Origin of the sequence: Citrobacter sp. BDA59-3 (genome assembly GCF_015167655.1) — a bacterium.
GTDB lineage: Bacteria > Pseudomonadota > Gammaproteobacteria > Enterobacterales > Enterobacteriaceae > Phytobacter > Phytobacter diazotrophicus.
The window spans coordinates 3,005,915-3,021,289 of the sequence record NZ_CP063427.1 but is presented as its reverse complement, the minus strand read 5'-3'; the positions used below and the strand labels follow the sequence as shown (position 1 = coordinate 3,021,289).

General features: G+C 51.1%; 14 protein-coding genes. 5 read left to right on the top strand and 9 right to left on the bottom strand.

The window, feature by feature from the left end; all coding sequences use genetic code 11:
• Positions 1-38: 38 nt before the first annotated feature.
• Together IP582_RS14160 and IP582_RS14155 are read right to left on the bottom strand one after the other, a co-directional pair.
• Positions 39-521, bottom strand: a complete 483-nt coding sequence (locus IP582_RS14160; protein WP_041851468.1) for a cold-shock protein — start codon at positions 519-521, stop codon at positions 39-41.
• Between the two features lie 222 nt (positions 522-743).
• Positions 744-1,301, bottom strand: a complete 558-nt coding sequence (locus IP582_RS14155) for a hypothetical protein (RefSeq protein ID WP_228007898.1) — start codon at positions 1,299-1,301, stop codon at positions 744-746.
• A 632-nt stretch (positions 1,302-1,933) separates the two neighbouring features.
• Between IP582_RS14155 and IP582_RS14150 the strand changes: the two genes are divergently transcribed.
• Positions 1,934-3,769 (top strand): M48 family metallopeptidase, encoded by a 1,836-nt coding sequence (locus IP582_RS14150; protein WP_193793574.1) that lies wholly within the window; start codon positions 1,934-1,936, stop codon positions 3,767-3,769.
• Between the two features lie 112 nt (positions 3,770-3,881).
• Here the strand turns inward: IP582_RS14150 and IP582_RS14145 are convergent, their stop codons facing one another.
• Positions 3,882-4,631: an SDR family oxidoreductase gene (locus tag IP582_RS14145; RefSeq protein WP_193793573.1), complete on the bottom strand. Its 750-nt coding sequence runs from the start codon at positions 4,629-4,631 to the stop codon at positions 3,882-3,884.
• A gap of 398 nt (positions 4,632-5,029) precedes the next feature.
• On the opposite strand from IP582_RS14145, the gene IP582_RS14140 reads away from it, so the two are divergent.
• Complete coding sequence (locus IP582_RS14140; protein ID WP_193793572.1) at positions 5,030-5,584, top strand: hypothetical protein; 555 nt, start codon at positions 5,030-5,032, stop codon at positions 5,582-5,584.
• A gap of 404 nt (positions 5,585-5,988) precedes the next feature.
• Here IP582_RS14140 and IP582_RS14135 read toward each other — a convergent pair whose 3' ends face one another.
• The 4 genes from IP582_RS14135 to IP582_RS14120 form a co-directional block, all read right to left on the bottom strand.
• Complete coding sequence (locus tag IP582_RS14135) at positions 5,989-6,435, bottom strand: hypothetical protein (RefSeq protein ID WP_193793571.1); 447 nt, start codon at positions 6,433-6,435, stop codon at positions 5,989-5,991.
• Positions 6,436-6,719: 284 nt separating this feature from the next.
• Complete coding sequence (locus IP582_RS14130) at positions 6,720-7,004, bottom strand: hypothetical protein (RefSeq protein WP_193793570.1); 285 nt, start codon at positions 7,002-7,004, stop codon at positions 6,720-6,722.
• Between the two features lie 261 nt (positions 7,005-7,265).
• Positions 7,266-7,790, bottom strand: a complete 525-nt coding sequence (locus IP582_RS14125; RefSeq protein ID WP_193793569.1) for a hypothetical protein — start codon at positions 7,788-7,790, stop codon at positions 7,266-7,268.
• 333 nt (positions 7,791-8,123) lie between these two features.
• Positions 8,124-9,005 carry a helix-turn-helix domain-containing protein gene (locus IP582_RS14120; protein WP_228007897.1) on the bottom strand — a complete coding sequence of 294 codons (882 nt, stop codon included), beginning with the start codon at positions 9,003-9,005 and terminating at the stop codon, positions 8,124-8,126.
• 234 nt (positions 9,006-9,239) lie between these two features.
• Between IP582_RS14120 and IP582_RS14115 the strand changes: the two genes are divergently transcribed.
• The 3 genes from IP582_RS14115 (at position 9,240) to IP582_RS14105 (ending at position 11,637) form a co-directional block, all read left to right on the top strand.
• Positions 9,240-10,418 carry a S9 family peptidase gene (locus tag IP582_RS14115; RefSeq protein ID WP_193793568.1) on the top strand — a complete coding sequence of 393 codons (1,179 nt, stop codon included), beginning with the start codon at positions 9,240-9,242 and terminating at the stop codon, positions 10,416-10,418.
• A gap of 281 nt (positions 10,419-10,699) precedes the next feature.
• Positions 10,700-11,011, top strand: a complete 312-nt coding sequence (locus IP582_RS14110) for a hypothetical protein (protein ID WP_193793567.1) — start codon at positions 10,700-10,702, stop codon at positions 11,009-11,011.
• A gap of 173 nt (positions 11,012-11,184) precedes the next feature.
• Positions 11,185-11,637, top strand: a complete 453-nt coding sequence (locus IP582_RS14105; RefSeq protein WP_193793566.1) for a GNAT family N-acetyltransferase — start codon at positions 11,185-11,187, stop codon at positions 11,635-11,637.
• 322 nt (positions 11,638-11,959) lie between these two features.
• Here the strand turns inward: IP582_RS14105 and IP582_RS14100 are convergent, their stop codons facing one another.
• A complete protein-coding gene (locus IP582_RS14100; protein WP_193793565.1) occupies positions 11,960-13,426 on the bottom strand; it encodes an MdtP family multidrug efflux transporter outer membrane subunit in 1,467 nt (488 codons plus the stop codon).
• Positions 13,423-15,366, bottom strand: coding sequence for an FUSC family protein (locus tag IP582_RS14095; protein ID WP_193793564.1), 1,944 nt, complete (start codon positions 15,364-15,366; stop codon positions 13,423-13,425). Before IP582_RS14095 ends, IP582_RS14100 begins: the two co-directional genes overlap by 4 nt.
• Positions 15,367-15,375 lie beyond the last annotated feature (9 nt).

Sequence of the window (15,375 nt, the reverse complement as noted above, 5' to 3'; positions counted from 1 at the left end):
ACCGCGCACGAGGTCGGCACAGGGGAAGCCTGATGATGTCAGACTTTGAGCATTTTTACCGTGGCTTCAACGTCAATTTCATCTTCCGAGAAGATTAATGTCGTGCCCTGGAAGGTGGTGATCGCCAGTTTTTTTACCGAGCGCATTTCGCCAGGTTTCTGCGCGGATTTCGGCTTGATGTTGTTCATCAGAAGCCCCACCGACAGCACCGCATTTTCTTTATCGATCCCGGTTTCAACTGGCACTTCTTCGCTGAACACCACGAAAGACTTGATCGAGGCGAGTTTCAGGCGCTCACCTGCAATATAGATGTACTTGCTTTCCGGGATAACTTTGACCGCATACGCGGACAAGCCTTTGTTGTTGGTGGTCGGTTCGAAGGTCACTGCGGCATCTTTCTTGATAAGATCAGGGTTGGCGACCTTAATCACATGAAAGTACCGGTTTTCGCCGTTTTCATCTTTGATAAATCCAAAACCTTTATCTTTAAACCACGTTGTGATTGTTCCGTTCATCGCCATTACCGCCTGATTAATCGTTTATCTACTCAATTTTTGCAGCGCGCAGTGTAAAGCACAATGTCCGCGCAGACTACGTCTTTGGATTAAGTGTGAGTGATAAAGTTGGGGGATGTCGAGGTGATGCGCTAAAGCCTGCGAACGTGCACGTTCGGTTACCTTGCTCCTCCGGGAATAGGGAAGGGGAACAGACGCCCCCGGGCCTTCCTGGGCGCGCCTGTCAAATCATTTCCCGAGAATATTGTTTACCGCTGCGATGTGACCCGGCTTATCTTTCTGGTTCGAAATGACCTGAATAATAGTGAATTTTTTGTTGGCGACAGCAATTAAGGTTGCCTGAAACACGTCAGTACCGTCCATATTGCTGGTGGCCTCAATGTGATAAACCTTCAATCCCTTCACGTTTTCCGTTTTTTCACTGACAACCTTATAAGAGGGAGAGGCTTGCTTCTGCTGATCTTTAATGGATTTCAGGCCCGTGAGAAAATCATCCTCACTGGCAGCACGGGCCGCCAACGGGATGTCTTCTTCACCAATAATAAGCACACGTTTAGCCTGCTTATTGACATACATTTTCCCAGGCGCACCGCCAGGAACGGGCTGAACCTCATAGCCCTGTAATTGGAATTCCTGCTTTCCATCCAGAAGAGAGATTGTTTCAATCGTGGCGACTTTTTGTTCCGTCGTCTGCACTTCGGCGGCTGATGCCACATTCACTGTGCAACCCAGCGTTACGGTAAAGAATATTGCGGCTGACAGGTAAGATATATTCTTTAACTTCATTGTGAGCTCCTCATGGTGTTATTTCCTTTTTTTGAAAACGCAGGGGGTACAGCGTAGAAGCTAAGTAAGCAGGCAGCAAGGTGGGATAGCATATTCCATTTCGAATTCTTTTTTATGCCCGATAATGCAGACAAAACCACACAAATAATGGGTGGGAACATAAAGGCAGTGTCTCCTCATTCTTTTTGATATGAAAAATAATAACGCAAATTGCGAATTATCCTATTGCACGAGGGGCAGGTGTTGTTAGTCAAGTGGTAATTTGTTACTTGTTGTTTTTATTGAAATGAATATAATTTATCGCATGAATTTCCCCTGGTGCTTACTCAGCAACGTTACGGCCAAATCAGATATTTCCCTGATTTTTTCTGAGGCCTTAATTTAATACAGAAACCATTGTGCCCATCCCAAACTGGAATTGCTGCTGAAAATAACTTTCCTGTTTCCATTACTAACAAAGGTAGGTTTACAATCAGAATCTACCATTTGTAAAATAGTGTAAGCATAGCAAGAGGGCACTTTCCTCTTTAACTTGTACAGTAAACTCCTTCCGGTAATCTCCGCGAAAGCAGTTTTTCCCATTACAAACAGTGGATGAGTTAATAACGTTGAAAAGCATAACGGAATTGAAAATGGGTTATACAAAAGTACTCTTTTGGCTACTGTTAACCCTGTTTCTTATACCAGCGATCACATTAGGTTTTGCTGAGTACGGGAATAGATCACTCAATCAGGAATACACGCAATTCTTTATTGAGGATGCACAAAAACAACACCAGGATGCCGGGAAACTTGCCGGGTTCCTGCAAGAGAATCCGCCTTCAAGCGTTTGCGGCCCGGTTACCGAAGATCTGCTCAACTATAAAAAAGCGGTCTGCGCACCAGGTTCTGAACTCTGGCAGTTCTACATGATTGACAACGTTGCATTCTGGACGTTGATTGCCGGCTGTTTTGTACTGCTGATGATCGTGTTATTCAGCGCACTGGCCTTCAGAAACCGTAAGAGCCAGTTGTTAAGCCTGATGCTGGCACGGCCATTCCTGATGTTAGCAGGTTCACTTGAAGTGATTGTTCAAGGGGTGATGCTGGTCTGGCTCTCTTTCTGGGGAACCGCCTTCTTCACGCAAACCTACTATCCAAAACTGGTTATATTAGTCGGATTGATGGTGCTGGCGGGTATCTACTACATCATCAAAGGCATCTTTAAAAAGCTCCCGCCTGAGGAGAATATCGAAGGTGAAGTCGTGAGCCGCGAAGCCGCCCCTGCACTGTGGTCACGGATTGATGCGCTGGCTGCCAGAGTAGGAACAACCCCGCCGGACCATGTTATTGCTGGTATCGACGCCAATTTCTACGTTACAGAAGCACCGCTGCGCGTTAATGACCATCTGCTAACGGGCCGCAAACTCTATGTCAGTATTCCGCTGTTGCGCCAACTGACGCTTGCGCAGGCTGATGGCGTCATGGTTCATGAACTGACTCACCTGCATGAAGGGGACACGGCATCGGGCGCGTTACTGGGGCCGAAGCTCCACCGTTTCGATCTCTATATTGCCCTGATGAGCGAGAATGTGGCCACGCTCATCGTCTACTATCCGCTGTATTTGTATCGCATGCTGTTTGAACTGGCATGGCAACGCAACAGCCGCGAACGTGAGTTCGTTGCCGATAGCAATGCCTCCGCGCTCATTTCACCTGCCGCGATCATCGAATCCCTGATCAAAATTTCAGCGTATGCGAGTTATCGCTATGAAGTTGAGAGGGATCTGTTTGCCAATAACGCGCTGCATGAGAGTGAACTGGGGATCCGCAAAACCATCGCCGCCGGTTTGCCTGCACATGTAAATTCGCCCGGTTTTATCAGTGCCATGCGTGAACATAATGTGCCGCATCCCTTTGATTCACACCCACCGCTGACTGAGAGGATGCGTAACGTTGGTTTTTCCGTCGAAGAAACCGCCTATGCTGCGGTGGCAGCGGAACTCCCGACGGAGAGTTGGGTCGATTTAATGCCCGTTGCCGACAACATCGAACAGCAGCTTTGGCAGAAATATGAGCGTGATTTCTCGTCTACGCATGAAGAGAGCCTGGCCTGGCGCTATCAGCCCACGGGAGAAGAAGAGACCGCGCTGGTCCTTAAATATTTCCCGAATGTTCCCTTTACGCTGAAAGACGGTTCGCAGGTCGAAATCACCTGGCAGGGCATTGTGTTGCCGAAAACGGCTGAACTGCTGGACTGGGATAATGTTAAAAATATCAACGTCCTCAGAAACTTTGGCCGGGATACCCTGCACGTACAACATGTGCAGCCGAACGCCCACGGCAAAAAACGCAGCAAAATTCCTCTGCCGGGCCTGAAGAAAGAGATTGAGAGATTCAAGCAAGTGCTGGCCTGGTACTGGCACCGCCATCAGACGGTACGGTCGCTGCTGCAACAACCCGAAACGGTGACTCAGCACGACGCATAAATAACCAGTGGCTCAACCCTGTGACAGGGGTTGAGCTACAACTTTTATTCATCATTATTAATGAGCTTTTCGCTGCGTGATTAGGCAAGGCTGTCATGGGAAAACCTTAGCCTCAGGCGTTTGACCGGTCACTCAGTTCCTCGCGCGTTGGACCTTGAAAGTAGATGCTGCTGATATGGCAACTGCGCGGTTGAGTCAGCACGAAACGAATCGTTTCCCAGACCGATCGTCCATTCAACAGGCGTTCCCCCATTCTGGATTGACCATCGACAAACGTCTCTAACCCCGTAAGTTCAAAATCCGGCGGATACAGCCCGGTAACACGGATATTTTCTTCAGACAACTGCTGTGACAGTTTAGTTGTAAACCCGCTGAGACCGTGTTTGCTGGCGAAAAAAGCGGGATGCGCAATTGAGTCCGTAAAATTCGGGACGCCACATGAAGATATTATTGAGATGATATCAGCACTGTCTGAACGTCTTAACCCAGGCAGCAACGCCTGAGTCAACAGGATCGAACCTGTCAGACCTGAACTGACGGTATTAATAATTTCTGTGTCAGGCTGATCGTCTAGCCTGCCTGACAACCACTGAGCGGCATTGAGAATTAAAATGTCTATGGGCTTGTCTGAGGTTAAAAGCTGTGAAGAAAACTGAGAAACGGATTCAGGTCGGGCTAAATCGCAGATATACCCTTTTGCAATGCCGCTTTCAGCAGTGATGATGCGGCAGGTTTTTTGAATATCCTCAGACCGCCGCGCGCAAAAATCCACCTCAACACCCTCTCGGGCCAGCCACACGCACAGCGCCTGGCCAAATCCTCCACCTCCACCGGTAATAACCGCTCTTTTACCTTTGAGCATCTCTATGCCTCCCTTTCTTAATGACTCTGTGTGGATGCAGATATACAGGAGGAGGGGGAGTGACATCTTTCCGTTCGTGCCATTTGTATAGGAAGATGAATGAGCCGCACCGTAAATGGATTCATGGCGTGCCAGGGGAGTAGCAGCGTCCGCTGTTGGCTCGGAGCGGTCAAACTGACTGATCTGAAGGTCCGTTATGAGCGAGGAGCGGATGTTGAGGTAGCTCCGTCAAACACCAGAAAATAACTGATACACAGTCTGGTAATGAATTAATCGTATTCAATTAAGCGGGATCTGATTGAATAGCCTTATATAGCAATATGATTTTAATCAACAAATGATTACGAAATTGATTGTATTTTTAAATGGCTAGCAAAATTAATTAAAAAGGAATTGGCGTGAAAGTAATAACATTAGCAATTGCAACACTATTCTTGGCCAGTTGTGTACCTGCTATCAAAGCACCGTGGCCGAAATCGGATATGTATATAGAACCCACTGGTCCGGACACCGCGAAGATTAGAGTCTTGGGTTTTACTGACTCAACCCGTGTAGTCACCCATAGCACATGCGACAACTCCACATCGATTCATGGCCAACTGCGAGATCCAAATTCACCAGAACGCAAGTCACCAATAACTGACAAAGGATATAAAAAAGCAGATTTACCCCAAGATGGATACCCGCTTGATTATTATGAGTTCAAAGTGTCATCAGAAGGTATGACATCAATATCGTCATCGTTTTCTCCAACACCTGGTTCGATATGTGTATTAAATTCGGGCTGGTTTAAACCAGAAAAAGGTGCATTGTATGAACTGCGAAATAAAGTAGATCGTAATGGTCGTGCTTGTATAGGACAGTTTTATCGAATAGACGAAAAAACGGGTAAAGCCATACAACAATCCTATTCTAAAAAGACAGTAGATGAAATACTGGGCTGCAAAGCTTAATCTGAGCATACACGTCGAGGTCCTGTCTGCAAAAAAGACCGCTTTAGTGGTCTTTTTAACTGCCCGGTCTTACTTTCCTTGCTTACCAACACACCCCGATCATTTCGCAGAGCGTGAGGTGGCTTCACCGCCTATAACACCAATCAGCGCTCGTGTTGAATGATATAAAGGCCATTACATAAACCAGACCCTGCTAAGGAATCACTGGGGCATAGTAAAGTTCTCATTTGGCAAGAAGCAGACCGGAGTGGTAGCTTGGTCTGCTTAGAGCGAACAGCGGACATGCCTGCTCTGGGATAAAAGCTGTCGATTAAAGTGCGCACGATATAACTTCAATGGTGTCATTGATATCCAGGATGAGGCCATACTATAGCAGTTCTGCTTGATTTCATAACAAAACAAAATCAACTGCTTGGCAGCTCATCGGATAAATACACATCGACAGCCAGCAAGTCAAAAGTAATATTTTCTGATAAAAACTGAATGCTGAAATGCCTGAACATCGGCGATCTATGACTCGACACGCGACTCCATGTTTTCAGGTTATCTCTCAACCACTCTGAATCCATAAACTCCGTCAACTTACCTAGCCCGAACTCACCTTGAGCATCATCAAACTCAAAAATAGCCCCTCCAGGAAACGGTTCCCGGATGAAACATCGAGCATTGTTGAACGTAATCTCCCGCCTTAAAGCCAGCACAATCTCTTCGTTATTTACGACAATTTCTTTTTCATAATCAATATCAAGTATTACATCCAGTCCAACAGAGCGGAACGATACCCTTGACTCACCATATGCAGGTAGCCACTCGTATGGATCCAATATTAATTTTGGATGACCTTTCTTCATGAAAACGCCTGTTTGAATTGCCCTGCACCTGTCAGAGGCACTTTGTTAATTTTTCACTGGATCTGCTGTCAGGTCATTTAAACAGCGTTCACTTGTAATACAGCAATAACTCAGGAAAAACCGGGGCAGCTCTGAGCGAGGAGCGGAAGTTGAGTTACTTGGCGAACAGCAAGCCACAAATTATCAGGCTCGGTTACTGGATCACTGCTTATTAATCATTAAATCTTATCCCAGAAATTTAATAAAAAACTATGCTACTAAGGAACTTAGCACAGCTTTGGCATTCAAAATGGATATTTTTCCGATAAAAATCTCATTAATGCTGAGACATTTTTTAAATTATGACTCACCAGACTGTGCTGCGAATGAGCAAGCCTTAATATTTCGTAGTCTTCTGCCAGTTGGCCTATATCTAATTGATTCGGCTCATTATATGGGTCAAAAAGGGATTCCGATGGGATATTCCAATAAAAATCTTCATCTAGCGGAACACTATCCATGCCACGCCGTTTCATTTCAAGGAATATTGTATTGACGATCTTTTCAAGAAAACTGAGTTCAATTTGCATATTTAGCCCTTAACATTTTGGAATTTATTTATTTTATGAGGAATAATCTTAGCCTCACAACCAAATTTGTACTCATCGCTTTTATAATTTTGACTTACTGTTTTTCGCTGTGCCCCATTGACACGAATGTAACAATATCAGCAATGTCCGCGCCTGGCACAAATCTGCCAGTAGCAGTATATCAGGAGGCCAAAGCAAGAAGCTGGTGTTAGCGCAGAGTAAGAAAGAGCCAGCCACGATGACTGGCTTTTTTGGCGTTATCTATGCCAGCCACCCAGTCGCAGCAAGGTAGTCCCTTGATTGGGAATTCGTGAAATCAATCATTTTGCTCAGGATGATTACAGGGTCGGTGCCCTTTGCCTTCTCGGTATTGTAAATCTGCATCCGCTGAGCATCCATTTTCGATGCATTATGGTAAAACTGACGCTTGTAGTCATCGCCAACTTTTTCGCCGGTTGAAGCCAGTTTGATATCTTCCATCCTGTTGGTCTTGATCGACTCTGTCAGGTCATAGCTGATATCACTGCGGCTATAAGCCATATCATGAGCGAGCCTTTCTGCATCCTGAGAGCTAGCTTGTGCATAGCGTAAAATGTCTTCCTGTACCGCAGTCCTCGATCGTGTTGCGCCGTTGCTCATGGTTGAAGCTTGCGCCTTGTCTGACGACATAGCGTTTAGGTTATCAGTCGCTTTTGCCATCAGATTTTTGAAAGTCTGTTGCAGCTCTGTTTTTCTATCGATGGTGTTCAATAGCGAAGTTGTACTTCCAATTCCTTGAATTGCCATTTTCTACTCCTTCAGTTAGTAAGCCTTCCCATTCTAGTAATTACAATGCGCAGCCATGCGACAAATAGCGGGTGAATTAGCATCCATTTCTTGCGTGTGGGTACTGCGGGGTTTTTTATGTTTAGGTGATGACAAAAATCAGATATGACCTGCTCCAGACGCTTCAACTTTAGTAATTCCGTTGAACATCCGCTCATGGCACAAAGCAGTCATCTCAACTATTGGACATTCCTGATGAGCTTCCGATTAGACAACCCTAATAAGCTTTGACAATAAAGTCGGGATGCCAGCGAAACCAGCCTGTAATGGATGAAACTCGCGCCACAGATCTGCTCAGCGCTTCATTAGTTGTGCATTCCGGTGGCGTTCTGCCATGTAACGCCCCGGAGATGTTCCCAGTAATTTGCGAAAAAGAGTTGTAAAGCTTGGTACGCTCTCGTAGCCGAGCGAACCGGCAACCTGTTGGATCGATACTCCCTTTGCAAGCCATTCGACAGCGAGCATGATCGTGAGTTGCTGTCGCCAGCGGCCAAAACTCATACCGGTCTGTCGGCTTATCAGACGCGCAAGCGTTCGCTCACTGAAGCCAAGCCGCTTTGCCCAGTCGCTCAACGTTCCTTTTTCTGCTGGCGATTGAAGCATCAGGTCCGCCATCCGGCGCAAACGTGTATCGACAGGCATTGGTAAGTGAAGGTTCTCGGGCGGGGCTGTGGTGAGTTCATCGATCATCACATCAAAAAGACGGGTTTCTGCTCCACCCTGTTGGTAAAAAGCGGGAAGGTGCGCAGAGCGGATCAATAATTCGCGCAGCAGAGGCGTTACCGATATGGCACAGCACGTTGCAGGCAAGCCCGCCGCTAACTCTGACGCAATGAACGTGTTGTACCCCTCCAGGCCACCCGCAGCCTTGAGACTGTGAGCGATCTCTCCGGGTATCCACATCGCGCTGCCCGGCGGCACAATCCATAGTCCTCCGGCAACCTCACAGCTCAGCGCGCCCTTTTGCACAAAGATGACCTGCCCTTTCTGGTGGGCATGCGCTTCCAGCTCAAACCCATTCAGGTCAGTGAGGAGAAAGCCCATTGTTACAATTGGGCGAGGGAGCGTATCCGGGTCGATCCAGTCGGCACCGGCCAGCGACTGATTAAGTATTGGCATCCAACCATTATGCTCAGACGTCTCGCCATGTGGCAAGATTGAATAATAATTTGTCATTTCTTCGCAATGACGACCGGTTGCCAGTTCCTTATAGTCCCTTTTGTCGCAGACGCATTTTCTCTCCGGAGGAAATCCCGTAAGCAAATGCTGGCCAGCCGGTGATCAGAATGATGGACTCACTAAACAAATCGACGCACGTGAAACGGTTCGTCAGTGGCCTCACTTTTCCAGATTATCCAAAACAGCGCCTTCGCCACACGATCTGCTCCGAACCAAAAAGGAACAACCATCATGACCGAACAAAACTGCACGTTACGCGGCGACTACTCGACAGCGCGTCTTACCCAGCGTTACCGCTTTGCCGATCCGAATATGGATTTATTCTTCCTCGGCGCGTTGGGCTGGGGGCCGACGGGCGGGCTTTCGGTGGGCGAAGCCTTTCATATTGCGTCGCACATTGAGGACGGTAACCCTGACACCTGGACACAGGCCTTCGAGCGGCAAGGTGAGGTGCTCACGGCACAGGCAGAGCGCTGGGCCGGACAGGGCGTAATGCGCGCAGCCGGTGAAACCCGTCTTAAAGCGTTTGCCTGCTACCGTTCAGCGTGGCAGTTCGTCCTGCCGGGCGCATATTTTTCGGCTTTGTTTCGCAAAGGCCAGGAGTTGTTCGATCAGGCCATGCAAGAGTTGGGCTTACCGACAACGCGCTTTGAGGTCGCTTATTCCGGCGGTAAATTACCGGGCCATTTTTTCCCTGCAAACGACCAGGCAGCACCGACAATCCTGATTATCGGTGGCGCGGATACCTGCCACGAGGACCGTTTTCTGTCACAGGGGCGCTATTATCTGGAACGCGGCTATGCGGTTGCTCTGGTCGATCTGCCGGGGCAGGGGTTGGTGGCAGAACAGAGCTTGTACTGGGAAGCTGAAATTGAACGACCGATCGGTGCAGTGATCGACACTCTGGTTGCCCGTTTCGGCGTAAATACACAAAAGCTGGCTATGCTCGGCATGAGCCTCGGGGGCTATTTCGCCTGCCGTGCGGCAGCGGAAGAACCACGTCTTGCGGCCATTGTCGCGACACCCGCGCTCTCACGTCCCGAAGAATTATTCCTTGCCGCTGCCGGAGCAACGAAGAAAGAAACGCACACTCCATCGGATGCAGCCCACCGCAATATGCAAGTTCTGCTCTGGAAGGCTGGCGTCGCTAACCTGACAGCCCTGGCCGATAAGTGGCAAAGCGCCACCGCCGCTTCCGCGAAGGTTAATGTTCCCTTTCTCACTGTTGTTGGCGGCCAGGAGGGTGTCGTATGGAAGCAGCAGAGCATCGAATGGCACAACGCCATTCCGTCGGCGAATAAGCGATTAACGATGCTGGATGCAGAAACGGGCGCTGACGCCCATTGTCAGGGCAACAATCCCCTGCGCCTTGTGCAGGAGGTGGATGCCTGGTTGCGTGAGGTTTTGTGACAGCAAACTTGCCGGGGGTCACAACCAGAAAAAGTCAGATGACCAGGGAAGGATACCGTTATCTGGTAAACGAGGGGTATCAGGCCCCTCTGCGCGTAGTTAGTGTAAAATCGAGATATTGGAACGGCGGCTCTGAGCGAGGAGCGGACATACAAGAAGAGGGAAGCTGGCTTATCCCAATAATGAGCTTTTGAGTGACGAGGCATACTCATTGGAAAATACGCCATAAAGTAACTTTCGATGGTATGGTGACATTCTTACCACGAAAAGAGGAAACACTAATGATTGTAAGGACCTGGCACGGTTGTGTTCCGCTAAAACATGCTGAAGCTTTTGCGAAACACCTTGAGAATACCGGTGTAAAACATTCAAAGAGCATATCTGGGAACAGAGGCGCTTTTGTGCGTAGAGAAACCCAGGGGGATTGGGAGCATTTTTTCCTGGCGACTTACTGGCAGGATCTGCAGTCGGTTAAGGCATTTGCCGGAGAAAGCTATCACGTAGCGGTGACGTACCCGAGTGACGAAGAATTTGAACTACTTTCCGATCCTTACGTTTTCCAGCATGTAGTGGAGAACGTTGCGCCGCTTTAGCTTCGTTTCCGGGGCAACCTGTCAGTTACCCGAATTTTTTAAAATATCCATACTCATTTAATGCCCTTAGGGCCGCTCCTGGCGTCCAGGGGACATCCGGGCACGGCAGATTACCCCTGGACGCGCTGTCAATTCTGCCCAAGTCATGCAAACCGAAATCATTGGAACGGCTCATGAATATCCAATTCACAAACATTACCCCGGCCAGCCCAGGGTTTACGGAGTTAAAATTAAAGAGCATGGCTGAAGGATTTAACATGTTACACCGACTGGAAGAAAATTGGCTAAACGGACAGAACCGCTTTGACATGCCCGGAGAAAAACTGCTTGGGGCTTATGCTGATGATTTCATTGTTGGCGTGTGTGGACTTAACATCGATCCCTTTACGAAAATAACTGGCACCGGACGTCTGCGGCATCTCTATGTAGACACGGCATGGAGAAGAAATCATGTTGGCAGCGGTTTGCTCAGTGAAATACTAAAAGATGCTGGCCTCTGGTTTGATTTTATCAACACAAACGCACCATCATCGGCATTCACTTTTTATGAGCGAGCCGGCTTTGTTGCTTTATGTGATATGGATAAAGTTACACACCACTTTTGCCTGAGAAAGCAAGCACGGTAGTACATTCTCGTTTTGGACACAGCGCCGATAGTGTCCTGTATCAGATGGCCAGGGCATCTTCTTTGTATTGACGATTTTTTCAAGAAAACTGAGTTCAATTTGCATATTTAGTCCTTAAAATAGCGCCGGGAAATCTTCGAGCGTATAGAGCTTTAAAATCAGGCGCTCGGTTTCAAGCTGTGGTGCTTGCTCTATCAGCATGGTTTTCCCTTTATTCTTAGTTTTATGATTTATCAAATTTACCGCCATGAGCATATTGGTTCCAAAAAATCGGCAATTTTTGCTCATAAAAAGACGCGCTGAACGTCTCTGTTTCCATTTATCACTGTCTGGCAGACTGTGGACCGCGATAATCGCCTCCCAGGGCTTTAATCAAGGTGATATCGGTGCTGAGCCGCTGGGCCTCGATATCCAGCAGCAAAAGCTGCTGCGCGATGGCCGGACGACGCGCCTCCTGCGCCGCATAGTAGCTGACCAGTCCGCGCTGATGGTGCGCGCTGGCGCTGCGGGTGGTCATCATCGCCGCCGCGACTTTCTGCTGCTGTAGCGCGGCCTGCTGGTTCAAATCGTTCAACTGGCTGGAGCTGATCGCCACGTCGCGCACCGCGTCCAGCACCGCCTGGTTGTACTGCTTAATTAAAATATTGCTCGCCGTACGCGTCGATTTCAGGCTGGCGTTTAAGCGCCCGCCGTCAAATAGCGGCAAATAGAGCCCCGGCAGCAGGTTGATCTGCTGGAATGAGGACTTAAACAGATCGCCGACGCTCAGCGCGTTGTAGCCCCAGAAGGCCTTGATATCAAAGTGCGGGTAAAACGCCGCTTTTGCCGCGTCCACCTGGTTCATCGAAGCGCTGACGTAGCCGCGCAGGGCCTGTAGATCCGGGCGGCGGGCCAGCAATTCAAACGAAAGCGAATCCGGGAGCGTCTCCTGCAGCGCCGGTAGCGCCACCGGGTGGATCTCCGGCATGCTATGCGCATCAGCGCCGATCAGCGCCCGCAGGGTTTCCCGGTACTGCGTCAGCGTCCCCTGCGCCGTAATCACCTGCTGCTGCGCCGCCAGTAGCTCCGCCTGGGCGTTGGCGACATCGACGCTATCCTCAACGCCGCGCGCGGTACGATGCTCATGCGCCTGCACCGAGAGCCTGCCGATAGCCTCCAGCTCATTAAGTAATGCGATTTTCTGGAAGGTTGCCTGCATTGCGAAATAGAGCTGGGCGACGCTGCTGGCGAGATCCAGCTCGATACCGGCGGTCTCCGCCTGGCGGGCGTTCTTTTCGCCAATCGCGGCGGCGACGCGGGCGCGGTCGGCGCCCCATAAATCGATATTCAGCGTCGCCCCTACGCCGACCGTATTCAACGTATACCAGGGGCCGTTTTTATCCACCGGCAGAGAGAAGGAGTAGGGCCAGGTGAACTGTTTATTGGTGACCCGCAGACGGTTTTGCGCCGCCACGGCGGTGGCCTGCACGCCCATTGCCGACTGCGCCAGCTCGACCGTGGACTGCGATTGCGAAATACGCAGCCGCGCCGCCTGCATGGTGGGGGAGTTCTGCAGCGCGCGATTGACCAGCATATTTAGCTGCGGATCCTGATAGCCTTCCCACCAGCGCGCCGTTGGCCAGCCGCTGTTCGCCAGATGGATCACCTGCGCCAGCTCGGCCTGCTGCGGGTTGACCAGCGGAACCTGGCCGGGATCGTCCTGAATTAATGCGCACCCGGTTAACAGCGTCAGGGCGAAGGCAAACACCGGGGATCGCGCGGCGCGTGGGAGAGTGGAGGTTTTAATCATGATTGCATTGCCTGTCGCGGAATATCGGAAGACGCAAATGGCCACGCCGGCAGGGCGGCCAGCGCGTTGACCAGCGGCGCGCCAAATGGATTCGCCGGGTCCGGGAGAAGCGCCTGAGGGCGTTCTACGGCAGTTTGCCGCGCGTCGATATCGGCAGCGTAGCCTTCAAGCCGCCGGGCGCAGCGGGGTAAAAAAGTATCCCCCGCCGCGGCGTACAGACGATAGCCTTCGCTGAGGCGCAGGATCTCTTCCGCCTGATGGAACGTCGCCCGCACCGGCCAGTTTTTGGCTTCCGGCCACGGGTGGGCGTAGGTTCCCAGCGGCTCGGCGGCTACCCGGTTGATTAAGGTTTCGCTCTCGGTCAGCGCGGCAAAGAGCGGCACCAGTTGAACCTCATCGTCGCTTGAAAAGAGGGTCTGCGCCAGCTGGCGATAAAGCTGCGCCAGACGCGCTTTGAGCTGCGGGGCTTCGCTATCCGGCCATAAATAGAGATGTACAATCGAGGAGACCAGCACGCCGAGCAGGATACCGATAACCCGGTCGCGCAGTTCGGTAAGGTTGCTGAGCGGGCCAAACCAACTGAGGAACGCCAGCGCAAAGGTGAAACCTATCTGGATCCCGGCGTAGGCGATGCGCTCTGACCCTGCCGCAATCCACGCGGCCAGTGCGAACACCGGCAGGGTCATCGCCAGCAGGCCGCTCAGCGAGTCGGTCCAGGGCTGCACAAAGACAATCAGGAGCAGCGCAATCAGCGTCGCCAGCAGCGCGCCGCCGATGCGTAGCCACGTTTTCTGCAGGGTAGCGCCCAGACCCGGCTGGGCGACAATGACGCAGCTCAGCATAATGGTGTGGATGCCCTGCCAGTCGGCGGCGGTATAGAAAACGTAGCACAGCAGCGTCGCCAGCAGCGTTTTCAGGGCAAAATGCAGATAGGCCGGATTGGACCACGCGTCTGGCAGCAGCAGCGGCGCTTTTTCCACTTCACCCTGCGGTAACGCGATGGCTTCGCCGCGCGCCAGCCGCGCCAGCACCCCGGCGATCTCCTGCAAAATGGCGCCGTTATCGCTATCGCGTGGGACCCTCAACGGCTCAATATCCACCGCCGTGGGGCTGGGCAAATTATCCGCCAGCGCGTTCAGCTCGCGGGCTATCCGCTGGCGCATATCGGGATGGTCGCGGCCCGGCTGTAGCAGCGCCGTCAAATGGTAGCAGCGCAGCGCGGCGGCCATCAGCGATTGCCAGGCCTGCGGGCTGGCGGCAATCTCCGGCGTGGCGCGCGCGGCCTGCTGGTACAGGGACTGCAACTGGTTAAACTGGACGGCGATCTCTTTAAAGGAGGGTTGCTGCGCCCCGCCATCCGGTTGGCTAAGAATCCGCGACGTCTGGCGCAGCATGACCACCAGCCGGGCTTTAAACTGATAGCCGGGGAACGCCTGTTGGAAACAGGCGTTGACCAGCAGCGTCACCAGAATGGCGGTGCTGATCGCCACCCATAGCCACAGCAGCAGGCGTACCAGAATTTCGCTCTGGCTGGTCATCGACGGGAAGGTCTGGGCGTAGATGACCGCCAGCGCCACCACGAAAAACGCCAGCCCCAGCTTGCCGAGCACCCGCATCAGGTAAATGGCGCAGAAGAACAGGATCACCGAGGCGACCAGGCGAATCAGCGGATAGTCATAGGTCCACTTGATAATCAGCAGTACGCCGCCCAGGGCGACGCTGACGGTCACCACGAAAACCACGCTGACCAGCTTAATCATCAGGACGTTAGGTTGGCTAACGTAAAACACCACGATCAGCGCCACGGCGAGGAAGGGAATATGCAGCGTCATAAACAGCACGATCAGCACCGCACAGCTGAGCGTCAGGCGCAGGGTATAGTTCGCCCGCCCCGGCGCATCGCGGAGTTCCCGGGTCAGAAACGGCCACAAGCTTTGCATGCCGTCTCC